General features: G+C 59.7%; 19 protein-coding genes. 8 read left to right on the top strand and 11 right to left on the bottom strand.

Translation table 11 applies throughout. The annotated features are described in order from the left end of the window. The first annotated feature begins 215 nt into the window (after positions 1-215). Complete coding sequence (locus tag BN1120_RS06435; protein ID WP_042015250.1) at positions 216-2276, top strand: AsmA family protein; 2061 nt, start codon at positions 216-218, stop codon at positions 2274-2276. A gap of 46 nt (positions 2277-2322) precedes the next feature. On the opposite strand, the gene BN1120_RS06430 is transcribed toward BN1120_RS06435, so the two are convergent. Next, positions 2323-3231: a bifunctional GNAT family N-acetyltransferase/hotdog fold thioesterase gene (locus BN1120_RS06430; protein ID WP_010672532.1), complete on the bottom strand. Its 909-nt coding sequence runs from the start codon at positions 3229-3231 to the stop codon at positions 2323-2325. Between the two features lie 173 nt (positions 3232-3404). Here BN1120_RS06430 and BN1120_RS06425 point away from each other — a divergent pair, with 173 nt between their 5' ends. Next, positions 3405-4085: a methyltransferase domain-containing protein gene (locus BN1120_RS06425; RefSeq protein WP_042015274.1), complete on the top strand. Its 681-nt coding sequence runs from the start codon at positions 3405-3407 to the stop codon at positions 4083-4085. 65 nt (positions 4086-4150) lie between these two features. On the opposite strand, the gene dtd is transcribed toward BN1120_RS06425, so the two are convergent. The 3 genes from dtd to typA form a co-directional block, all read right to left on the bottom strand. Continuing rightward, the gene (gene dtd, locus BN1120_RS06420; protein ID WP_010672529.1) at positions 4151-4588 is read right to left on the bottom strand and encodes a D-aminoacyl-tRNA deacylase; all 438 of its coding nucleotides are present in this window, start codon (positions 4586-4588) and stop codon (positions 4151-4153) included. A gap of 126 nt (positions 4589-4714) precedes the next feature. Next, positions 4715-5587 (bottom strand): virulence factor BrkB family protein, encoded by an 873-nt coding sequence (locus BN1120_RS06415; RefSeq protein ID WP_039039511.1) that lies wholly within the window; start codon positions 5585-5587, stop codon positions 4715-4717. Positions 5588-5764: 177 nt separating this feature from the next. After that, the gene (typA, locus tag BN1120_RS06410; RefSeq protein ID WP_039039512.1) at positions 5765-7576 is read right to left on the bottom strand and encodes a translational GTPase TypA; all 1812 of its coding nucleotides are present in this window, start codon (positions 7574-7576) and stop codon (positions 5765-5767) included. A 350-nt stretch (positions 7577-7926) separates the two neighbouring features. Here typA and glnA point away from each other — a divergent pair, with 350 nt between their 5' ends. From glnA to add, 5 genes are all read left to right on the top strand, one after another. Further along, positions 7927-9336: a glutamate--ammonia ligase gene (glnA, locus tag BN1120_RS06405; protein WP_010672526.1), complete on the top strand. Its 1410-nt coding sequence runs from the start codon at positions 7927-7929 to the stop codon at positions 9334-9336. 192 nt (positions 9337-9528) lie between these two features. Continuing rightward, complete coding sequence (locus BN1120_RS06400; RefSeq protein ID WP_010672525.1) at positions 9529-10098, top strand: DUF4124 domain-containing protein; 570 nt, start codon at positions 9529-9531, stop codon at positions 10096-10098. A gap of 86 nt (positions 10099-10184) precedes the next feature. Beyond that, positions 10185-11240: a nitrogen regulation protein NR(II) gene (glnL, locus tag BN1120_RS06395; protein ID WP_042015249.1), complete on the top strand. Its 1056-nt coding sequence runs from the start codon at positions 10185-10187 to the stop codon at positions 11238-11240. 9 nt (positions 11241-11249) lie between these two features. Then, positions 11250-12668: a nitrogen regulation protein NR(I) gene (gene glnG, locus BN1120_RS06390; protein WP_010672523.1), complete on the top strand. Its 1419-nt coding sequence runs from the start codon at positions 11250-11252 to the stop codon at positions 12666-12668. 141 nt (positions 12669-12809) lie between these two features. Beyond that, on the top strand, positions 12810-13811 hold the full coding sequence (gene add, locus BN1120_RS06385; RefSeq protein WP_041212164.1) for an adenosine deaminase: 1002 nt from the start codon (positions 12810-12812) through the stop codon (positions 13809-13811). Positions 13812-13880: 69 nt separating this feature from the next. Here add and hemN read toward each other — a convergent pair whose 3' ends face one another. The 4 genes from hemN to BN1120_RS06365 form a co-directional block, all read right to left on the bottom strand. Further along, the gene (gene hemN / locus BN1120_RS06380; protein WP_080767919.1) at positions 13881-15254 is read right to left on the bottom strand and encodes an oxygen-independent coproporphyrinogen III oxidase; all 1374 of its coding nucleotides are present in this window, start codon (positions 15252-15254) and stop codon (positions 13881-13883) included. 28 nt (positions 15255-15282) lie between these two features. Then, positions 15283-15723, bottom strand: a complete 441-nt coding sequence (locus BN1120_RS06375) for a DUF2489 domain-containing protein (protein WP_042015245.1) — start codon at positions 15721-15723, stop codon at positions 15283-15285. Positions 15724-15734: 11 nt separating this feature from the next. Next, positions 15735-16316 (bottom strand): Der GTPase-activating protein YihI, encoded by a 582-nt coding sequence (gene yihI, locus BN1120_RS06370; RefSeq protein WP_039039515.1) that lies wholly within the window; start codon positions 16314-16316, stop codon positions 15735-15737. A gap of 800 nt (positions 16317-17116) precedes the next feature. Next, on the bottom strand, positions 17117-17734 hold the full coding sequence (locus BN1120_RS06365; protein ID WP_039039516.1) for a c-type cytochrome: 618 nt from the start codon (positions 17732-17734) through the stop codon (positions 17117-17119). 143 nt (positions 17735-17877) lie between these two features. On the opposite strand from BN1120_RS06365, the gene yihA reads away from it, so the two are divergent. Then, on the top strand, positions 17878-18531 hold the full coding sequence (gene yihA / locus BN1120_RS06360; protein WP_042015244.1) for a ribosome biogenesis GTP-binding protein YihA/YsxC: 654 nt from the start codon (positions 17878-17880) through the stop codon (positions 18529-18531). Between the two features lie 982 nt (positions 18532-19513). Here the strand turns inward: yihA and aroE are convergent. The 3 genes from aroE to BN1120_RS06345 form a co-directional block, all read right to left on the bottom strand. Then, positions 19514-20335 carry a shikimate dehydrogenase gene (gene aroE, locus BN1120_RS06355; protein WP_042015242.1) on the bottom strand — a complete coding sequence of 274 codons (822 nt, stop codon included), beginning with the start codon at positions 20333-20335 and terminating at the stop codon, positions 19514-19516. Positions 20336-20438: 103 nt separating this feature from the next. After that, a complete protein-coding gene (hemF, locus tag BN1120_RS06350) occupies positions 20439-21347 on the bottom strand; it encodes an oxygen-dependent coproporphyrinogen oxidase (protein WP_042015240.1) in 909 nt (302 codons plus the stop codon). 100 nt (positions 21348-21447) lie between these two features. Further along, positions 21448-22008, bottom strand: coding sequence for an L-threonylcarbamoyladenylate synthase type 1 TsaC (locus BN1120_RS06345; protein WP_039039520.1), 561 nt, complete (start codon positions 22006-22008; stop codon positions 21448-21450). Positions 22009-22207 lie beyond the last annotated feature (199 nt).

The following is a 22207-nucleotide window of genomic DNA, read 5'->3' as shown; positions in this document are numbered from 1 at the left end:
TAAACACCCGAGCCATGTCGAGCCCCTGATCCGCCGCTGGCTGGGCCTGCGAGACCACTACTCCAATGCTTGACCAGGGCAGATGCAGAAGAGGGTCACCTTGCCTGATGAATAAACACCCGAGCCATGTCGAACCCTTGATACGATGCAGGCTCGGTCTACGGGATCACTACTCGAATGCCTGACCAAGCAACAGAAACAGGAGGAAAGCACTGATGAATTCCTGGCTGCGCGGCCTGCTCTACACCTTTGCCTTCCTGCTGCTCTTTGTCTGGGTCGGTCTCGGCCTGTTCGATGCCGAGCGCGCCAAAGGCCCCATCGCCAACTGGCTCAGCCAGCAGACCGGGGTGCCCGTCACCATTGGCCGGCTGGTGTTCAATCCGCTGCACCCCTACACCCTGCTGGCGGAACAGGTGCGCTATGGGGATGCGGTACAGCTGGAAAAACTCTATCTGGAGATCGAGCACATCGACTGGTTGAACCGGGATGTGCGCATCGCCCACCTGGACCTCATCCGTCCCGTCATCAAGCTGCCGCTCCCCAACCAGTTGCCAAGCCTGCCGGTTCACTCCCTCACCATCAGCGACAGCACCATCGACAACCTGAGCCTGCAGAGCGAGGCCCTGACCCTGCGCGGCCTCAGTGCGTCCCTGAGTGACTGGGAACTGATCGACCCGAGACGCCAGCCCCAGGCCAACCTCACCCTGGGCATCAACCAGCTGGAGACCCCCATGTTCACCCTAGCCCGTCTCAGCCTCAAGGGGCGGCTGGAGGGGCAGGTGCTCAGCACCGACAGACTGACCACCAACCTGTTCGACGGCCTGCTCGAGACCGGCATGGTGCTGAACTGGCCAGAGCGCAGCCTGCAACTGCACGATCTCAAGGCCCGCGCCATGCGCCTCGAGCTTGGTGACATACCCCCTGGCGAGTTCCCCCTGCGCCGCATCACCCTGGACAGGGGTCAGCTTGCCCAGGTGAGCATCAATGCCATCGATCAGGAGCTCTCCCTCAACAACTTCAACGGCCAGCTCACCGCCTTCGACTGGCAGGCGGGCAGCCAGCCCAGCGGCTATCTGGCGGGCACCCTGGGCGACATAGGCCGCGGCCTGTTCCAGCTTGAGGCCGTCGAGGGCAAGCTCGCCTTCTCCCCCCGGCAGCTGGATGCCGAGCTGCGGGGCAAGGCATACGAAGGGGAGTTCAACGTCGAGCTGGCCCTCGACACCCAGCAGCAGAAGCTCGTCCTGAAGGATCTGGCCCTGAGCGGCATGGACATCAGCTTGCCCCAGGGGTGGTGGCAGGATTGGCAGGGCTGGCGCCCGCAACAGATCGACATCCGCAAACTGGCCTTCGACAAGCTCAAGGTGCTCTCTTTCGACGACACCCTGCCCCTCTCCCTGACTGGCTGGCAACTCTACCTGAACGATCTCGCCCTGCGGGGCAACCAACCAGGCCCCCTGCTGGGGCGCGCCCGCATCGAGAGCAAGTGGTTCGAGCTGGTGTGGGACGGTCTCAGTGCCCGCAACGGCACCCTGGATGGCGAGCTGACCCCCAGCTCCTGGCAGCTCAACACCCTCGCCACCTCCCTGCCCGACGAGGGCTCCCTCAACCTGAGCGGCCAGTGGGGCAGAACGCCCGGGCAGGAGAGCCGCCTGCAGTTGCAGGGCAAGCAGCTGGATCTGGAGCAGTGGGGCAAGTTGCTGCACTCCCCCGTCTCCTTCGCGGGCAAGGTGGATCTGGCGGCAGATCTGCAGGCCGACCTCAACGTGCAGCCCGGCGAGCAGACGGCCAACTGGCGCCGGACCCTTCAGGGCAGCCTGAGCCTGGAGAGCAAGGATCCCTTCTGGGACAAGGTCGGCATCGACCCCCTGCTGGATGACTGGTTCAGGGAGCAGACCCCCCCCGATCTGACACCGCAGACGCTGTGGCAGGCGATGCAACGCGGAGACACCCCCTTCTATCAGATCAGGCTGGATGCCAGGGCGGAGCAGGGCAAGGTGCGGATCGAGCAAGGCGGTGCCTCCACCATCACCCACCTGCTGGCACTGCAAGGGGGTGTCGACCTGGCCGCAGACCAGTGGCAGCTCGACCTCGGGGTCCTGAACAAGGGGCGCTGCGCCGAGCTGCTCGCCCGTTGGCGCGGCCCCCTCAATGCGCCCGACCTGGGCTGGAGTTTCCCCACGGGACAGGACGCCTGTGGCTGGGAGGCGGGTGTGAGCTACCCCGCCCAGGGACGAAGCGGCCCGCTCTGGCGCCCACGGCCACCCGCCGCCCAATAACGAACAAGGCCTCGCGAAGAGGCCTTGTTGCTGTGAACATCAGGGGTCAGCGTGCGCCGCGCTTGATGGGCAGCACCACGTACTGACCGACAAACTCCACCGCCAGCTTGCGGCCGCTGAACAGCTGCACCCGCAGGCTGAATTTGGCGGATTCTCCGCCCCTCAGCGGCTCGAGCACGGCAGGCATGCCCTCCCGGGCCACCCGCGCCTCCGGCTCTTCGCTCACCGGCCGGTAATACTTGATGTTGCCCTCGGCCAGCACGGTATCCCCTCCCAGCCCTGCCTCTTTGAGCTGCAACCAGATAAGACCCCAGCCCGCCAGCACGCACTGGCTGTAAATGCTGCCGGCGAACATGGTGTCGTGGACGTTGAGATTGGCCGCCAGGTTGGCCTTGAGGTGGAAGGTCTGGCCATCGTAGTGGGTGATGTGCACCCCCATCTTCTCGCTGATGGGAATACCCCGCGACCAGCGGGTGGTGAGATCCTGGCACCACTCCGGACGGTATTGGATGGTCTGCATGGGACTCAGGGACTTGATCATCTGGCGGTGAGGGATGCGGCCGAAGGAGACGGGGCCTTCCCCTACCTCGAGGAAGCCGCAGCGGCGATAGAACTCCACCGCCTCCTGGCGGGCGTTCATCACCAGCCGTTTCACCTTCTCGTCGCGGGCAAGCTGCTCGAGATCTTCCACCATGCGGGCGCCCAGCCCCTGGCCGCGAAATTCGGGTCGCAGCGCCATAAAGCGGATTTGGGCTTCATCGCCGCCCACAAAGAGGCGACCCACGGCGATGGGCGTTCCGTCGGGTGAGAGCATCAGCCGATGAATGGCGACGGTATCGTACTCGTCACGCTCGGAGCCAAGGGGCAGATTGAAGGGTTTGCGCAGTAGTTCCCAGCGCAACTGATAGTAAGCATCCAGCTCCGCTGGTGTTTCTGGGGTGACTACCCGGTACATAAAGCGATCCTTGAGTGTGCGCCGACTGGCAGATGGAAGGACTGACGCAACCATTTCTCCCGGCGCAGCCTGTAGTAGGTATCCAGCTAGGCTGCCGTTTGGGGGGTGACCACCCGGTACATAACAACATCCTTGAGTTACACTGGTCGAAAGCCATCTTGCCGTGCAAATTCATGGACTTCAATCTGCAAGCGTACCAAGCCGATCACTTATTGCACCTCAGTGCCAAACCCGAACGCCGCGTTTCGGTGCTTGAAAATGCCCGTCATCGCTGGCTGGAAATGGACGGCGTGGTGCAATCCGCCATGAGCCTCCACCAACCGGCCCGCCTCTGTCTGCCTCATCAACGGAGCATCGCGGAGCAGTTGCCAAAGCAGGCAAGCAGGATCCTGGAGCTGGGGCTGGGCGGAGGGGATCTCACCCGTCACCTGGCGGCACGCTGGCCCGATGCCCACCACGACTGCGTGGATCTGGATGCCGAGATCCTCACCCTGTTCCAGCAGTTCTTCCTCCCCTCGTCAGGGGGCTCACCTCGGCTGCATCACGCCGATGCGCTGCACTTCCTGCACCAGAGCCAGGAGATCTACGATCTGGTGCTGCTGGACTTGTTCAGCCAGGACGGCAACCCCCTTCTGCTGTTCCAGGCTCCGCTCTATCAGGCACTGGCCAGCCGCCTGAGCGGCACCCTCATCATCAATCTGCTGCCCCGCACCCGGCTCGAACAGGCACAGGCTCTGCGACTGGCAGAGGAGTGGATAGGCCCGACCCACGTCCACGACGTGCCCGGCTACCGCAACGTCATCCTGCACGCGACCCGTCAGCTTAGCCTGGGCGGGCGAGCACCGGCAGGGTGAAGAACCTGCGAAGTGTGCAGGCATCGCGTCCTGCCCTCCGGTGAGTCCTGACCTGCCTGCCACCCTTATACCTGCAGCCAGAAGGTGACGGGGCCGTCGTTGAGCAGCCTGACCTTCATGTCGGCGGCGAAGCGGCCGGTTTCGGTCGGCACGCCGCTCTCCCTGGCGCGAGCCACGAAGTACTCATAGAGTCGCTCGGCATCTGCGGGATGGGCGCCACCGGAGAAGCTGGGTCTCATCCCCTTGCCGGTATCCGCCGCCAGGGTGAACTGGGAGACCACCAGCAGGCTGCCGCTCACCTGGCTCACGTTGAGGTTCATCTTGCCGTTCTCGTCCGAGAAGATGCGATAACCGCTCACCTTGTGCAGCAGCTTGTCCGCCTTGGCCTCGTCATCCCCCTGCTCCACCCCGAGCAGCACCAGCAACCCCTGGCCGATGGCCCCGGTCACCTCTCCCTCTACCGTTACGCTGGCCTCGCTGACCCGCTGAATCAGTGCAATCACATCCCTCTCCTCTCAAAACAGCACGACCGCCCATCCTGCGGGATGAGCGGTCGTCGATGCTACCAATAACTGCCCTGCCCGGGCCAACCCCTTTGTGTCGGGATCCGGTGTGATGGCCGGCCGGCGTCAGGCCAGTTCCTCTGCACCGGGCTTCTCGTACTCCCCGAGGCAGGCGGTGGTCTCGGCCCCCAGCAACACCACCAGCCAGCTCAGATACACCCAGACGAACAGGATGGGAATGGTCGCCAGGGCGCCATAGATGGCCTGGTAGGAGGGGAAGTTGGTGATGTAGATGGCAAAGCCGCGCTTGGCCAGCTCGAACAGGGTGGCCGCCACCAGGGCACCGATGAAGGCGTGGGTCAGCCGCACGCGGCAGTTGGGCACCACGGTATAGATCAGCAGGAAGGTGAGCACGGAGAAGAGGAACGGCAGGCTGCGCAGCAGCAGATAGCCGATACCGAACAGGCTGTCAGCCGCGAACAACCTGAGCGAGAGAATGTAGGAGGAGATGGCGATGCTGGCACCGATGAGCACGGGGCCCAGGGTCAGGATCATCCAGTACATGGCGAATGCCTGGGCCAAGGGCCGGCTTCGGGTGGACCGCCAGATGTAGTTGAGGTTCTTGTCGATGGCCGAGATGAGCATCAGGGCCACCACGATCAGGGCACCGATACCGACGGCCGTGGTGTTGGTGGCGTTGGCCACGAAGCCGTCGATGTACTCCTTGAGCATCTCCCCTGCGGTGGGGACGAAGTTGTGATAGACGAACTGCTCCATCGCCTGCTTCAGGCTCTGGAACACCGGAAAGGCCGACATCATGCCGAACACCACGGCGATCATGGGCACCAGGGAGAGCAGGGTCACATAGGCCAGGTAACCGGCGGTCACCGTCAATCTGTCCTGCTGGAAGCGGCCCCAGACAAACTGGGCGAAGTGGGCACCATCGTGGCGCAAGAAGGAGAGTGCATGGGCCAGACGGCCGCGGATCTGCTGCTGCATCTTGTTTCTCGTAAGCGTGATCATGCAGACATTGTGTCAGATAGGGTGGTCATTTGGCCACCCGCAGACCGGCCGGATGCGCCTCCATCGAGCTCAGGCCCCATGCGCCCTCATGTCGAGCCCATAAAAAAAGAGGCCATAAGGCCTCTCTTTGGTCTGTCGATGAACAGCTATCGATCAAGCACGACCGGCGCGCTTGCGATCCAGTTCGGTCAGCAGCTTTTTACGGATACGGATGGCCTTGGGGGTGATCTCCACCAGCTCATCGTTGTCGATGAACTCGAGAGCCTGCTCCAGGGTCATGCGGATCGGCGGAGTCAGCACCTGGGCTTCGTCGGTACCGGAGGCACGCATGTTGGTCAGCTGCTTGCCTTTCAGGCAGTTGACGGTCAGGTCGTTGGAGCGGGAGTGGATCCCGATCACCTGGCCTTCGTACACTTCGGTCGCGTGACCGATGAACAGACGACCACGATCTTGCAGACCGAACAGGGCGAAGGTCAGGGCCTTGCCGGTGGCGTTGGAGATCAGCACGCCGTTCTGACGCTCACCGATGCTGCCACCCTTGTGCGGACCGTAGTGGTCGAAGGTGTGGTACAGCAGACCGGTACCAGAGGTCATGGTCAGGAACTCGGTCTGGAAGCCGATCAGACCACGGCTCGGGATGATGAAGTCCAGACGGACGCGACCCTTGCCATCCGGGGTCATGTTGGTCATCTCGCCTTTACGCAGGCCGAGCTGCTCCATCACGGAACCCTGATGCGCTTCTTCCACGTCCACAGTGACGGTTTCGAACGGTTCTTGCAGTTCGCCATCCACGGTACGCAGGATAACTTCCGGACGGGATACCGCCAGTTCGTAACCTTCGCGGCGCATGTTTTCGATCAGGATGGAGAGGTGCAGTTCACCACGGCCGGAGACGCGGAACTTGTCCGGATCTTCGGTCTCTTCCACGCGCAGGGCCACGTTGTGGACCAGCTCCTGGTTCAGACGCTCCAGAATGTTGCGGGAGGTGACGAACTTGCCTTCTTTACCGGCGAACGGCGAGGTGTTGACCTGGAAGGTCATGTTCACGGTCGGCTCGTCAACGGAGAGCGGCGGCAGGGCTTCGACGGCACTGTTGTCACAGATGGTGTCGGAGATCTTCAGCTCGCCCAGACCGGTGATGGCGATGATGTCGCCCGCTTGCGCGTCGGTCACTTCGGTACGGGACAGGCCCAGGTAGCCCAGCACCTGACCGACCTTGCCGGTACGCGGTTTGCCGTTGGCACCGACGATGGTGACCTGCTGGTTGGTCTTGACGCGACCACGGGTGATGCGGCCGATACCGATGACGCCCACGTAGGAGTTGTAGTCCAGCTGGGAGATTTGCATCTGGAAGGCACCGTCAACGTCGCCCTTTGGGGCTTCCACGTTGTCGACGATGGCCTGGAACAGGGGTTCCATGTTCTCGGACGGGACGTCCTGATCCAGGGTGGCCCAACCGTTCAGTGCAGAGGCGTAAACAACCTTGAAGTCCAGTTGCTCATCGGTGGCACCCAGGTTGTCGAACAGATCGAAGACCTGATCCATTACCCAGTCAGGACGAGCACCCGGACGGTCGATCTTGTTGATGACCACGATGGGCTTCAGACCCTGGGCGAACGCCTTCTGGGTCACGAAACGGGTCTGCGGCATCGGGCCGTCAACGGCGTCGACCAGCAGCAGCACGGAGTCAACCATGGAGAGCACGCGCTCAACTTCACCACCGAAGTCGGCGTGACCCGGGGTATCCACGATGTTGATGCGGTAGTCGTTCCAACGGATCGCAGTGTTCTTGGCGAGAATGGTGATGCCACGTTCCCGTTCCAGATCATTGGAGTCCATGATCCGTTCCTGACCTTCGCTGGTGCGATCCAGAGTGCCGGATTGCTGCAGCAGCTTATCAACCAGAGTCGTTTTGCCGTGGTCAACGTGCGCAATAATCGCAATATTGCGTAAATTCTCTAACATTCTCGCCTCAAATCACCGGGTAAAATTGGGCGCTAATTGTACTCTCGCCTTTGTGATCTGCCTAGCAGAATTGCAACACATTCACACACAACAAAGGATCAGGATCATGGACCCCGCAGCAAAAGGCTGCTTAGATGGCCTGGATACGCTGGCGCACCATCTCGGTGCACCAAAACGATCCAAGGTTGCACCACTTTAATGCAGCAACCGGCATGAGAACGGGTTTCTCGACAGCCTGAAACGGTGCAAGTGCCCTGAAATCAAGCTGTCACAAACTTGGCACGATACTGGCTTATGTGAATGTGACGACGCATTCACCCAAAGAGTTTTAACACCGGAGGTTACTTAGCATGTCAGCCCAGAACGTTTTGGCCCTGATCCAGGAACACGAAGTCAAGTTTGTTGATCTGCGTTTTACCGACACCAAGGGTAAAGAGCAGCACGTATCCATCCCTTCCCACCAGGTTGACGAAGACTTCTTCGAAGACGGCAAGATGTTCGATGGTTCCTCCATCGGCGGCTGGAAGGGCATCAACGAGTCTGACATGGTGCTGATGCCGGACCCGGCTTCCGCCAAACTGGACCCGTTCACCGAAGAGACCACTCTGAACATCGTCTGTGACGTGCTTGAACCCGCCACCATGCAAGGCTATGACCGCGATCCGCGCTCCATCGCCAAGCGTGCCGAAGATTTCCTGAAGTCCAGCGGCATCGCTGACACCGTGCTGTTCGGGCCGGAGCCGGAATTCTTCATGTTCGACAACATCACCTTCTCCAACACCATGGGCCACAGCTTCGTGAAGATCGAATCCGAAGAAGCTGCCTGGAACTCCGGTACCGACTACGAGCACGGCAACAAGGGTCACCGTCCATTCGTCAAGGGTGGTTACTTCCCGGTTGCCCCGGTTGACTCCTCCCAGGACATCCGTGCCGCCATGTGCCTGGTGCTGGAAGAGATGGGCCAGGTCGTCGAAGCTCACCACCACGAAGTGGCGACCGCCGGTCAGAACGAGATCGCAACCCGCTTCAACACCCTCACCCTGAAGGCTGACGAAGTACAGGTCCTGAAGTACGTGATCCACAACGTGGCCCACGCCTACAACAAGACCGTCACCTTCATGCCGAAACCCATGTTCGGTGACAACGGCTCCGGCATGCACTGCCACCAGTCCCTGGCCAAAGACGGCGTCAACCTGTTCGCAGGCGACCTGTACGGCGGTCTGTCCGAGATGGCACTGCACTACATCGGCGGCATCATCAAGCACGCCAAGGCCATCAACGCCTTCGCCAACCCGACCACCAACTCCTACAAGCGTCTGGTGCCGGGCTATGAAGCACCGGTCATGCTGGCCTACTCCGCCCGCAACCGTTCTGCCTCCATCCGTATCCCGGTCGTGCCGAGCCCGAAAGCCCGCCGCATCGAAGTACGCTTCCCGGATCCGGCTGCCAACCCGTACCTGGCCTTCGCTGCCCAGCTGATGGCCGGTCTGGACGGCATCATCAACAAGATCCATCCGGGCGATGCCATGGACAAGAACCTGTACGATCTGCCGCCGGAAGAAGCCGCTGAAGTGCCGACCGTTGCCGGTTCCCTGGACGAAGCGCTGTCCGCACTGGATGCAGACCGTGAGTTCCTGACCCGTGGTGGTGTGTTCAGCGATGACTTCATCAACTCCTACCTGGAACTGAAACAGCAGGATGTTGACCGCGTGCGCATGACCCCGCACCCGCTGGAGTTCGAGCTGTACTACTCCGTCTAATCCGCTTTCCCATGACAAACCCGCCATCTGGCGGGTTTTTTTTCATTCTGGCAACGGAAATACCGCCAAACGGGCACGATCGTGCAGAAAGATGATCCCGTTCACGGAGCCGTACCACCCTCGGCTGTTCACACCCCGACCCCATGGTTTTTCTCTGATAGGATTAAGGTGAACCCCGTCAAGGAGAGATGGATGAACACTGTACCCTGGCTGCTGAGCCTCCTGCTGATGGCCTCCTGTTCCGCACAGGCCGCCCGCGTCTACTCCTGGGTCGATCCCCAGGGGGTGACCCACTACACCGATGCCCCCCCTCCCGGCAAGAGCGCAAAAGAGGTGGACCTGCGGGTCTCGCCGCTCATCGGCACAGCCCCCCACTCGGTCCAGGTGGACAACTTCAACAGCCTGACCGGTGTCGATGCCAGGAAAGCCCTGGAAGCGGCTCCCCTGGAGATCGACCTCATCTCTCCGGAACCGGGCAGCACATTGCGCGACAATACCGGCAACATCGTCTTCCAGGGCGAGATCTCTCCCCAGGTCCCGGTGCAATACGATGTGCGCCTGATCCTGAACGGCAAGGCGGTGCCCCTGGTTCACAACAGCCTGGCCATACGGGTGGAAAACCTCGATAGGGGCGCTTACGAGGCACGGCTCGAGTTGCTCGCCAAAGACGGTACGATCCTTGCTAAATCTAAGCCAACCACCTTTTACCTGCACAGGGCGTCGGTGAATCAGGCTCCCAGAGCTGCCCCCAAGGCCAATTAGGGGTGATGTGACGCACCGATGCGGGTAAACTTGATGCACTATATTGGTGCATTCTAGGTGTACAGCACCGTTTTAGGGAGAAACCTGTGCCAACCCGCTCGGACAACGCCAAGACACTCTTGGACAATCTGCTGACCGCCGTCATTCTCATGGATGAACGTCTCTGCATTCAATTCGTCAACCCGGCGGCAGAGCAGCTGCTTTCCCTCAGCGAACGACGACTGATCGGCATCGAACTGCCCCACCTGCTGGAACACATCTCTCTCGATCTGCAGCGTTTCAAACAGTGCCTCATTTCGGGGCAGGGCTTCACCGACAGCGAAGTCACCCTGGTGGTGGAGGGGGAGCCCAGGCTGGTGGAGATCAGCGTCAGTCCCATGGCCGATCATGAACAGCGACTGATAGTGGTAGAACTGCGCAAGATCGATCAGCAGAAGAAGATCAGCCAGGAGCTGCAGCAACACGCCCAGCAGCAGGCCGCCAAGGAGCTGGTGCGCGGCCTGGCGCACGAGATCAAGAACCCCCTGGGGGGATTGCGCGGCGCGGCCCAACTGCTGCAAAAGGAGTTGCCCGACCCGGCCTTGCGTGAATACACCGGCATCATCATCGAGCAGGCCGATCGCCTGCGGGTGCTGGTCGACAGGTTGCTCGGTCCCCAGCGTCCCGGCCGTCACCAGATGCACAACGTTCACTCCGTGCTGGAGCAGGTGCGCCGTCTGGTGGACCTGGAGCTGCCGCCGCAGATCCGCATCGAACGGGACTACGACCCCAGCATCCCCGAATTCGAGATGGAATCGGACCAGCTGCAACAGGCGTTCCTGAACATAGTGCGCAACGCCGCCGAAGCCCTTGGGGATCAGGACGGCCTCATCCGCATCAAGACGCGCACCGCCTTCCAGATCACCATCCATGGCCAGCGCTATCGCCTGGCGGCCGAAATCAAGATCATCGACAACGGCCCCGGCATTCCCGACGCCATTCGCGACACCCTCTTCTACCCCATGATCACCGGCAAGGACGGGGGAACGGGCCTGGGCCTCTCCATAGCCCAGAACCTGATCGATCAGCACAAGGGGCGCATCGACTGCATCAGCTGGCCGGGCCACACCGAATTCACCATTTATTTACCACTTCGCAAATAAGGGAACCTCATGACAGCAAAAGTGTGGATCGTCGATGACGACAGCTCCATCCGGTGGGTTCTGGAGCGCACCCTTGGCAGCGAAGGCTTCGAATGCGAAAGTTTCGCCGACGGCGAAGCCCTGCTGAGTTCACTGGAGATGCGCTCACCGGACGTGATCCTCTCGGATATTCGCATGCCGGGCATCGACGGCCTGAGCCTGCTGGAGCAGATCCATCGCCGCCAAGCCGATCTGCCCATCATCATCATGACGGCCCACTCGGACCTCGACTCCGCAGTCAACGCCTACCAGCGAGGTGCCTTCGAATACCTGCCCAAGCCGTTCGACATCGACGAAGCGGTCACCCTGGTACGCCGGGCCGAGAACCACCTCAAGGAGCAGCGGACCAAGCGCAAGGCTCGCCAACAGGAAGCCACCACCACCCCGGAGATCATCGGCGAAGCCCCTGCCATGCAGGAGGTGTTCCGCGCCATCGGCCGGCTGTCGCGCTCCAGCATCTCGGTGCTCATCAACGGTCAAAGCGGTACCGGCAAGGAGCTGGTCGCTCATGCGCTGCACAAGCACAGCCCCCGAGCCCACAAGAACTTCATCGCCCTCAACATGGCGGCCATCCCGAAAGATCTCATCGAATCCGAGCTGTTCGGCCATGAGAAGGGAGCCTTCACCGGCGCCAACAACATTCGTCACGGCCGCTTCGAACAGGCCGATGGCGGCACCCTGTTTCTCGACGAAATAGGCGACATGCCGCTGGACGTGCAGACCCGGTTGCTGCGGGTACTGGCGGACGGGCAGTTCTACCGGGTTGGCGGCCACCAACCGGTGCAGGTGGATGTGCGGATCATTGCCGCCACCCACCAGAATCTGGAGAAGCGGGTCGCCGACGGCGAGTTTCGGGAAGACCTGTTCCACCGCCTCAACGTCATCCGCATCCATATTCCGGCCCTCAAGGAGCGCCGGGAGGACATCCCCCAGCTGGCCCAGCACTTCCTGCTGCGAGCCGCCAAGGAGCTGAACGTGGAGGCCAAGAGCCTGCACCCGGATACCCAGACCTACATCAGCCGCCTCCCCTGGCCGGGCAACGTGCGCCAGCTGGAGAACGTCTGCCGCTGGCTGACGGTGATGGCCTCGGGCCAGGAGGTGTTGGTAGGCGATCTGCCCACCGAGCTGCTGACTCCCATCACCAGCACCGCCGAGCCGGGCCAGCCCGCCCTGACCGGTGGCTGGCAGCAGCAGTTGCAGGACTGGGTGGCCGCCAAGCTGGCGCTGGGGGAGACCGATATCCTGGCGGATGCCATGCCCCAGTTCGAACGGATCATGCTGGAGACGGCACTGGATCACACCCACGGTCACAAGCAGGAGGCAGCCCGCCTGCTCGGCTGGGGCCGCAATACCCTGACCCGCAAGCTCAAGGAGCTCGACATTCCCTGAGCCTGCGGGAAAAACGATTCCCATCACGCCTTGAGGGAAAGCCTGACCAATCACACCCCGTTTGCTTGCAAACGGGGTATCTTTTTCAGGCGCCCCGCCTAGAATGGCAGGCTTTCCAACCCGACTCGCAGAAGGTGCCCCATGATTGACAGATCCCTCCCCCTGACCGACCTGCATCGCCATCTGGATGGCAACATCCGCCCGCAGACCATTCTCGAGCTGGGACGTCAGCACAACATCCGACTGCCAGCCGATGAACTGGAGGCCCTGCGCCCACACGTGCAGATCGTCGAGAACGAGCCGAGTCTGGTGGCCTTCCTGAAGAAACTGGACTGGGGCGTGGCCGTGCTGGCCGACTACGATGCCTGCCGCCGGGTCGCCTACGAAAACGTGGAGGATCTGCTGCGTGCCGGGATCGACTATGCCGAGCTGCGCTTCAGCCCGGCCTACATGGCGATGACCCACAAACTGCACCCGCAGGGCGTGGTCGAAGCCATCATCGACGGCGTGGCCGCAGGCAGCCGTGACTTCGGCATCAAGACCAACCTCATCGGCATCATGAGCCGTACCTTCGGCACCGAGCAGTGCAAGCAGGAGCTGGATGCCTGTCTGGCTCATCGCGATCGCCTGGTCGCCATCGATCTGGCCGGCGACGAACTGGGCTTCCCGGGCGATCTCTTCACCGACCACTTCCGCCGGGTGCGGGATGCAGGCATGCGGGTCACCGTGCACGCCGGTGAAGCCGCCGGCCCCGAGAGCATGTGGCAGGCCATTCGCGAGCTGGGAGCCGAGCGCATCGGCCACGGCGTCAAGGCCATCCAGGATCCGGCCCTGATGGCCTATCTGGCCGAACACCGCATCGGCATCGAGTCCTGCCTCACCTCCAACCTCCAGACCACCACGGTGGCGAGTCTGGCCGATCACCCGATCCGCCAGTTCCTGGCAGCCGGCGTGCTGGCCTGCCTCAATACCGACGATCCGGCGGTGGAGGGGATCGACCTGCCCCATGAATACGAGGTGGCGGCCCCGGCTGCCGGCATGACGGTGAGCGAGATCCGCACCGCCCAGCAAAACGGCCTGACCCTGGCCTTCCTGAGCGAAGCCGAGAAGGCCGAGCTGAGTGCCCGTGCGGCTCAACGCTGAGCAGGGGTAAAACCCAATAAAAAAACCGCCGAAAGGCGGTTTTTTTATTGTCCCACGACATTGCCCGGTCTAGATCACCCGGGAGAACTGCTGCTGGCGCGCCTTGCTGCGCAGGTAGACATCGAAGCACATGCAGATGTTGCGGATCAGCAGCTGACCGGTGGAGACCACCTCCAGCCCCTCTTCGGTCATGCGCACCAGACCGTCGTCGATGAAGGTCTGCAACAGCTTGAGATCCTCGGCAAAATACTCCTTGAACACCAGGCCGTGGGCCTGCTCCACAGCGGCGAAGTTCAGGGAAAAATCGCAGATGAGGCGTTTGATCACCTCACGACGGATCAGATCGTCCCGATTGAGGGAGCACCCCTTCCACTGGGCATGGCCCAGTGACTCGACCTGGGCATAGTAGGTTTTGAGATCCTTCTGGTTCTGGGAATAGGCATCCCCCATCATGCTGATGGAAGAGACCCCCAGCCCCAGCAGATCGCAATCCCCCTGGGTGGTATAGCCCTGGAAGTTGCGATGCAGCTTGCCCTCGCGCTGGGCGACGGCCAGCTCGTCATCGGGCTTGGCAAAGTGGTCCATGCCGATGAACTGATAACCCTGGCCGGTCAGGAAGGCAATGGTGTCCTGCAGCATGGCCAGCTTCTCCTGCGGCGCCGGCATGTCCGCTTCTTTCAGCTTGTGCTGGGCGGCAAAACGGCTCGGCAGGTGGGCATAGTTGAAGATGGACAGGCGGGCCGGGTCGGTCTTGAGCACCTCTTCCAGGGTGTGATGGAAGCTCTCCCGGTTCTGGTGCGGCAGACCGTAGATGAGATCCAGATTGGTGGAGCGGAACCCCAGCTCGCGGGCACGGACCAGCATGGCGCGGATGAAGTCGTTGTCCTGCTCCCGATTGACCGCAACCTGGACCGCCTTGTTGAAGTCCTGAACGCCAAGGCTGATGCGGTTGAAACCGAGCTCCCGCAGCACATCCAGCATGGACAATTCGATCTCGCGGGGATCCACCTCGATGCTGATCTCCCCCTCCTCGGCGAAGTGGAAGTGCTCCCGCAACATGGCCATCAGGCGACGAGTCTGGGGTTCGCTCAGATAGGTGGGTGTGCCGCCACCCCAGTGCAGCTGGGTGACTAGTCTCTCCTTGAACAGGGGGGCCTGGGCCTTGATCTCCTGTTCGAGGTAGTCGAGGTATTGATCTGCCTTGTGCTGGTGCCGGGTAATGACCTTGTTGCAGCCGCAGTAGTAGCAGAGCTTGTGACAGAAGGGGATATGCACGTAGAGCGACAGATTGCGTGCAGGATACTGGCCCGCTGCCTGGACAAAGTCCGGATAGCCGAACCCCTCGTTGAACTCCAGCGCAGTGGGATAGGAGGTATAACGCGGACCACTGTAGTTGTATTTTTCGATCAGGGCCTGATCCCACACAATCTGTTCTGCTTGCACGCTTGCTTCCTCTGTCTTTGTCATGGGCTCACCGGCTTAACTGAAAATCCTTCAGTCTGGCGACATCCTCAAGGATCTGCGCCTCCAGCTCGGCCTCGTAGCCGCTGCGTTCGAGATCCATCTTCATCACTTCATTGCGCTTGAGTGCCCGCCTCGCCTCATGGGTCGGCATCTCCTTCACCTTCTCATAGAGGCCGTAGAGCCCCGGGAACTCGGTGGCAAAGGCGCGGCCCCCCTTTATTTGCAAGGCATCCAGCAGATTGGTCAGCCGGATGGCACCTTCCGAGTAGTCGCACTGACCATCTCGTACCGCGTGGGCGATCACCCTGACACTCTCCAGGATCCGCTCGTTGCGGGCCGTAATGGCGTGCTGCTGCATCTCTTGCTGGCGTTTGAGACGCGCCATCAGGGTGCCGGCATAGACGGCCAGCCCCAGCAAAAACAGGCCACCCAGCAGGGCGGCCAGCATCCATCCACTCATCACTTTTTCTTCGGCTCGGGTTTGGCTTCAGGCTGGTAGTCTGCCTGAGAGAAACGTTCCCACAGCTCCTCTTCGGAGGCAGGCTGACTCGGCTCGTCAAAATCGGCATCATCAAAATCCATGTCGCCATCTTCGTCATCGTCGTTGTCGATGATACCGAGCTCGTCCATCAGCTCCTGATAACGGTCAACCCGCTGATCGACCCATGCCTGCTCTGCGGCCTCCAGGGTTTCACCGGCATCCAGACGATCCAGCAAAGCATTGAGGCGATCATCATTCTCGATGGACGCCAGCTCCTGCTCGGGGGTCATCACCACCCGCTTCTCTTTCGCAGGCTTGGTCGCCACCGGCTTGCTACCCTTCTCGTCGGCAATCAGCGCGATGGGCTTGCGAGAGCCGATGCGTGGATCCTTGGCCTGCTTGGAGCCGCTCTTTTTGCCCGCCTGCTCGACCTGTTGGCGGGAGCCCGCCTTCAGGCCCTTGCGCTTGGCGGCGCGCTTGCGCTCACGACCTTCCTGGGCACTGGCATCTGATTCTTTGCGCTTGCCGGTAGGCTTGCGGTTGGGTTGTTTGGCCGACATGAATGACTCCGACAAATAACTGAATGGAAACCCCCGGAGCGTGTCGTCCGGGGAGGATGCTGAAGCGGGGAACAGTAAATATGGAACAAGAGTGGGATCCCGCACCAATTCGACCACGTTGGGTCGCTGAACACCGCAGGATCGGCATCCTCTGGGCATGTTGCTGGTATTTTGACACAGAATGTCTTGGCGGGTTAATGACCCAATAGAAAAAAGGCAGCCGAAGCTGCCTTTTTCCATCATGCGAGTTCCATTCCCTGGTAGCCAATCGCCTTATCCCTGGGCGAACCACGGCGCATCATTTCGTTGGATCATCCTGATCCTTATTGACCAGTCCTGAGTGTGCGTGTGTTTGTTTGTCTAACCCAAACCGGCGACATCCTGTCTCCCATCGGGGTGGTTGCCTCCCGCAGCCCCGCTCATCCCTGGCGGTCACCATCCTGGCTTTTTGCATCTATTGCTCATCGCATGCTCCGAGCCGACATCCTGTCAAACCGAAGACGGGTCTTGCACCCTCTCTCCGGCCAATCCTTGCTGCCTACTGTAACTTCTTCGCTGGATGACTCAATCAACCAAAGCACATTTCGAACTGGTACAAAGTGATTTTTTATTTCTTAATTCATTGAAAAACAAAAAATAATTAAATATACATGAGCAATCTTTCAGACACGACCAGCCCCGTATATAGAAGATCTCTTACAGCAATGCAGGCTGTTTACGGGCGATCGCTACAACCTCAAAAAAGAACAGGGAACACAATGGTTCCCTGTTCTTTTCAACAAGATAACTAACAGGCTATATCAGTGAAGCCCCGCCACATACTTGGAGAGCGCCTCGATGTCCTGATCCGTCAGCTTCTTGGCCACATCCCGCATCATGCCATTGGGATCGTTGTCGCGGGTCGCCGAACGAAAAGCGCTGAGCTGGGCCTTGATATAGGCGGGATGCTGCCCTGACAGGCTGGGATACTTCGCTTGCTCGACGCCGGAACCCCGTGGGCCATGACAGGCGGTACAGGCGGCCAGGCCTCGCTCCATGTCCCCCCCCATATAAAGCGCCTTGCCTGCGGCAACCACATCATCGGGCACGGCAACCGGCGTCACCTTCTGGCTGGAGAAATAGGCGGCAAGATCGTCCATATCCTGCTCGGACAACGGCAACGCCATAGGTCCCATGACGGGCGCAACCCGACCAGTTTGGCCAGAAGCTGCAGCCTTCAGTTCAACTAATTGTTTTTTGATATATGATGCGTGCTGACCAGCAATCTTGGGATACATGTCGACTGGGCTGTTGCCGTCCGGTCCATGACAGGCCGCACAGACGGCAGCCTTGGTTTGTCCCGCAGCGGCATCGCCCTTGGCTTGTGCCATCCCAGTTACGCCAACCATCAGAGCAAGTGTAATGACTAGGTTCTTCATGGCGTTCCAACTTTCTCGTTATTAGGCTTCCAGATCCCATGCCGCTGAAGGCATGTTAAAATAAACGCGTTCAAGCGACGCCATTTTACACTATTTCACAAAAAAGTAACTCTATAACCCTCTATCTCTATGGGGAATTTACGTTGGATACACAAACTCTGAATTTCAATAAGGTGCATTTTGTGACCAGCGCACCCGACATCCGCCACCTGCCAAATGATGGGGGTGTCGAGATTGCGTTTGCCGGTCGTTCCAACGCTGGCAAGTCGTCTGCATTGAATACCTTGACCAAACACAAGAACCTGGCACGTACCAGTAAGACCCCTGGCCGTACTCAGCTGATCAACCTGTTTGAGCTGGAACCGGGCAAACGCCTGGTCGACTTGCCCGGCTATGGATATGCCCAGGTTCCGCTGGAAATGAAGCTCAAGTGGCAAAAGTCACTGGCTGAATACCTGCAACGACGGGAGTCCCTGAAAGGGCTGGTGATCCTGATGGACATCCGCCATCCGCTCAAGGAAACCGACATGAACATGCTGGAATGGAGTTCACACCGTGAACTGCCGGTGATGCTGTTGCTGACCAAGGCGGACAAGTTAAGCCCGGGGCCCCGCAACAACCAGGTGATCAAGGTTCGTCAGGCGGTGGCAGAACTGGGCCCGCAGATCCAGGTTGAAGCATTCTCTTCTCTGACCAATATCGGCGTCGAGAAGCTGGCCCAGACCCTGAGCGGCTGGTACCTGTCCGAAGCAGACAACGCCCAGGTAGACGACGAAGATAATCAGAACGAGGAGTAAACGACTCCTCTCCCTGGCTGCAATTGGCGGAGTTGGACCTCCGCTGATTGAAAGGCTTTCATGATCCCCCCATCTCCGAGCCCTCCCTCCCCGCCTTCGCCACCTCTGAAGAAAAACCTCAAAAAATATATTTAAATCATACTGATAGCATGTTTAGACGCGAAAAGAATTAACTAATCATCAACCTGATACCGTTTTCATGGATATCGAGTAAAAAATCAGAATTGAAGGCTGTAACAAACGAAACTGAAATTTAATTACACGGTGAGGCAATATAGGGATAAAAATGAGGCCGGTCTTGCCATTGCAAACCGGCCTGAAGAAATGAGTTCAAAAATTTGGGAAAAAGCGAGTTCTCGAGAACAAAGACGATTGGTTTTCCTCAAGAAACGCCTTCATTCTAACAAAGAACGACAACAATTAAAGCATTTACTCTAAATGTTGCGCATAAAAAAACGCCCCGACGATGACTCATCGGGGCTGCTATTCAGCCACATTCAATTACGTGAAATAAAAGGTCTGAAAGATAGAACATCTTACCTCTGTACCCTACGCCGACAACTGTACAGCAAAGCAGCAGAAAGTGAAAGTAATTTATGTAATTTAATTTCAAGGGTAGGAAAAAGAAAAAATATTCATAATTTTCATGCAGATAAAAAAATCCCCAGTACGAATACCGGGGAGTTATAAAGGTGACTAGCTAGCACTTCCTCAACTATCCAGTTAGTCAGCAGTCCGTTACAGAAGTTCCGCTGCTTTGAGAAAAAACTCAAAAAAAATTCTGCGTGCTACGGCAAATTAAAAGTAACTTATTGTTAGATAATGATTTTATAAAATGGTGCCTGTTCTGCCACACCCCCACCACAGAACAACCGTTTCACGTCACACGTGTCGTGCCGCATCCTGATGGATGCCCCCTATCCAGCGATGCAGAATCTCTACATCAGATCTGCCGACAGCCCAATAGAGCACACTAGCTGGTTCACACGACGCCCAGATTGCGCTGCAACTCTCTCAATACCTGCTTGGTGCCGGGCCGGATCCCTCGCCATACGGTAAAAGCCTCCGCAGCCTGTTCGACCAGCATGCCCAATCCATCCATGGTATGGCGCGCGCCATGTTGTTTGGCCCAGCCGATGAAGGCTGTGTCCGTTGCGCCATACATCATGTCGTAGATCGCGATGTCCGGGTGGATGAGGGTTGGCGCCAAAGGTGGCAACTCACCTTGCAGACTGGCTGAGGTGGAATTGATGATGAGATCGAACGGCCCCACCAGCTGTTCATAGGATTGAGCCGTGATGCTGCCCAGATCCCTGAATTCCACAGCCAACTGTTCCGCCTTGGCATGGGTACGGTTGACCACAACGATCTCGCCCGGTGCTTCCGCCAGCAGGGGGGCCAGGGCGCCACGAGCTGCGCCACCAGCTCCCAGAAGCAGGATCCTGCTACCGGCAAGGTTCACTCCGTGAGCCTTGAGATCGGCGACCAGCCCGGCGCCGTCGGTATTGTCACCCAGCAGCACGCCATCATCAGTCAGTTTGATGGTGTTGACCGCTCCCGCCCGCTTGGCCCTGGGGCTCAGCCGCGCCACCAGCACGAAGGCTTGCTCCTTGAAAGGTACGGTCACGTTGCACCCCTTCCCTCCTTCGGCGAAGAAGTGGTTCAGAGCGCTGGCAAACTCATCGACGGCCGGTTCTGCCAGACCATACTCCAGCTCTTGCTGGGTCTGCCTGGCAAACAGGGTATGAATGAAGGGAGATTTGCTGTGGCGCACGGGGTGGCCAAAAACCAGATAACGATCCATCAAGGCGTTCCTTTTGAGGGCAATATCCCGATTTAACGGGTTTTCTCATGAAGGAACAAGCCGAATATCGACCAATAAGAAGGGGCCATCATGGCCCCTCTGGTCACAACCACTCGCGCGGTTTGAGGTAGTCGCTATAGAGCAATGCCTCCGGGCTGCCAGCCTCCGGCTGCCAGTCGTACTCCCAGCGCGCCAGCGGCGGCATCGACATCAGGATGGATTCAGTGCGCCCCCCCGTCTGCAGTCCGAACAGGGTCCCGCGGTCGTAGACCAGATTGAACTCCACGTAGCGGCCACGGCGATAAAGCTGGAACGCCCGTTCCCGCTCCCCATAAGCAAGCTCCTTGCGTCGCTCGACAATCGGCAAGTAAGCCGCGAGGTAACCCTCACCCACTGCACGCATGAAGGCAAAGCAGTCGGCAAATGGCCAGCGGTTCAGGTCATCGAAGAAAAGACCACCCACCCCGCGCGTCTCGCCCCGATGCTTGAGGAAGAAGTAATGATCGCACCAGGATTTGAACTCGGGATAAATGTCGGTGCCGAACGGCTGACAGAGCTCATGGGAGACCTGATGCCAATGCCTCACGTCCTCTTCGAACGGATAGAAGGGCGTCAGGTCGAAGCCGCCACCAAACCACCAGATCGGCTCCTCCCCCTCTTTCTCGGCGATGAAGAACCGCACATTCGCATGGCTGGTCGGTACATAGGGATTATGCGGGTGGATCACCAGCGACACCCCCATGGCCTCAAACCTGCGGCCAGCCAGTTCGGGACGATGTGCGGTCGCGGATGCCGGCATGGCATCGCCATAGACATGGGAGAAGTTGACCCCACCTTGCTCGATCACCGCCCCCTGGCGCAGCACCCGTGTTCTACCGCCACCACCACCTTCGCGACTCCAGGCATCTTCCACAAAGTGCCCGCATCCATCGGCCTGCTCCAGGCCACGGCAGATATCATCCTGCAATTGCAGCAGGAAGGCTTTTACCTGGGCCACATCCGGTTTGCTCATTTTATCTCCTGTCAGACAGGCATCATGCATGCACTGCCTGCACTTCTCGTATTGTCATGACCTCATCGCACAACCTGCATGAAACAGGGCCGTGCCCAACTCAGGATGGGCGAATGATGGCCCCGGTGCGGGCGTCCTTGATTTCGGACGGGTTGGCTTGCCCCCCGACTTCGCCGGGCAGAATGTAAGCCAGCTGGCTTGCCAGCAGATCGCCAATATCAGCCACCCGGCGAGCGGGCTCCTCACCGGTGAGATTGGCACTGGTGGACACCAGCGGTTTGCCAAATGCCCGGCAAAGCCCTTGCACCTGGGGATGGCCTGTGACCCGCACCGCCAGGGTCTCGAACTGACCGGTCAACCAGGACGGCGTCGTCGCGCGAGCGGGCATGATCCAGGTGAAGGGACCAGGCCAGCTCGCCTGCACGCGAGCAAGCTGCTCATCGCTGAGCTGGCTCAAGTCGATGTAGTCCTGCAATTGCGCCAGATCTGCCGCGATCAGGATCAATCCCTTCTCCACCGGCCGCTGCTTGATGGCCAGCAGCCGCTGCACGGCGGCTTCGGAATCAGGATCACACCCCAGACCAAACACGGCTTCGGTGGCATAGGCGATAACCCCTTCTCCTTGAAGGGCGGCAACCGCTTGTTCAAATTCATTTGGCATAGGCACATGCGACAGCCACGCTGCCGCCTCTCATCACTGGATTGTATGTTGAACCGACATGACGGCATCGGGGCCATCACTGCTGCGATATGGGCTATATCCCTGCTCCTCTTCAGTCATGCATTTCGGCTCAGACGCTTGCGTGCATCAGTGAACCGAGCAACCGCAGGGAGTTTGAGATGGCGATCAGGTCAGGATC

The sequence above is a fragment of the Aeromonas caviae genome, assembly GCF_000819785.1.
Classification (GTDB): Bacteria; Pseudomonadota; Gammaproteobacteria; order Enterobacterales; family Aeromonadaceae; genus Aeromonas; species Aeromonas caviae.
Note: the sequence above shows the minus strand (reverse complement) of the source record. Positions and strands in the feature narration are given on the sequence as shown.

Coding starts and splice junctions, on each gene's coding strand:
- BN1120_RS06430 (WP_010672532.1), bottom strand. CDS start 3,231: ATGTACCGGGTAGTCACCCCAGAAACACCAGCGGAGCTGGATGCTTAC.
- BN1120_RS06435 (WP_042015250.1), top strand. CDS start 216: ATGAATTCCTGGCTGCGCGGCCTGCTCTACACCTTTGCCTTCCTGCTG.
- glnG (WP_010672523.1), top strand. CDS start 11,250: ATGACAGCAAAAGTGTGGATCGTCGATGACGACAGCTCCATCCGGTGG.
- BN1120_RS06375 (WP_042015245.1), bottom strand. CDS start 15,723: ATGCTGGCCGCCCTGCTGGGTGGCCTGTTTTTGCTGGGGCTGGCCGTC.
- typA (WP_039039512.1), bottom strand. CDS start 7,576: ATGTTAGAGAATTTACGCAATATTGCGATTATTGCGCACGTTGACCAC.
- glnA (WP_010672526.1), top strand. CDS start 7,927: ATGTCAGCCCAGAACGTTTTGGCCCTGATCCAGGAACACGAAGTCAAG.
- add (WP_041212164.1), top strand. CDS start 12,810: ATGATTGACAGATCCCTCCCCCTGACCGACCTGCATCGCCATCTGGAT.
- BN1120_RS06345 (WP_039039520.1), bottom strand. CDS start 22,008: ATGCCAAATGAATTTGAACAAGCGGTTGCCGCCCTTCAAGGAGAAGGG.
- BN1120_RS06425 (WP_042015274.1), top strand. CDS start 3,405: ATGGACTTCAATCTGCAAGCGTACCAAGCCGATCACTTATTGCACCTC.
- BN1120_RS06415 (WP_039039511.1), bottom strand. CDS start 5,587: ATGCAGCAGCAGATCCGCGGCCGTCTGGCCCATGCACTCTCCTTCTTG.
- BN1120_RS06400 (WP_010672525.1), top strand. CDS start 9,529: ATGAACACTGTACCCTGGCTGCTGAGCCTCCTGCTGATGGCCTCCTGT.
- BN1120_RS06365 (WP_039039516.1), bottom strand. CDS start 17,734: ATGAAGAACCTAGTCATTACACTTGCTCTGATGGTTGGCGTAACTGGG.
- hemF (WP_042015240.1), bottom strand. CDS start 21,347: ATGAGCAAACCGGATGTGGCCCAGGTAAAAGCCTTCCTGCTGCAATTG.
- yihI (WP_039039515.1), bottom strand. CDS start 16,316: ATGTCGGCCAAACAACCCAACCGCAAGCCTACCGGCAAGCGCAAAGAA.
- aroE (WP_042015242.1), bottom strand. CDS start 20,335: ATGGATCGTTATCTGGTTTTTGGCCACCCCGTGCGCCACAGCAAATCT.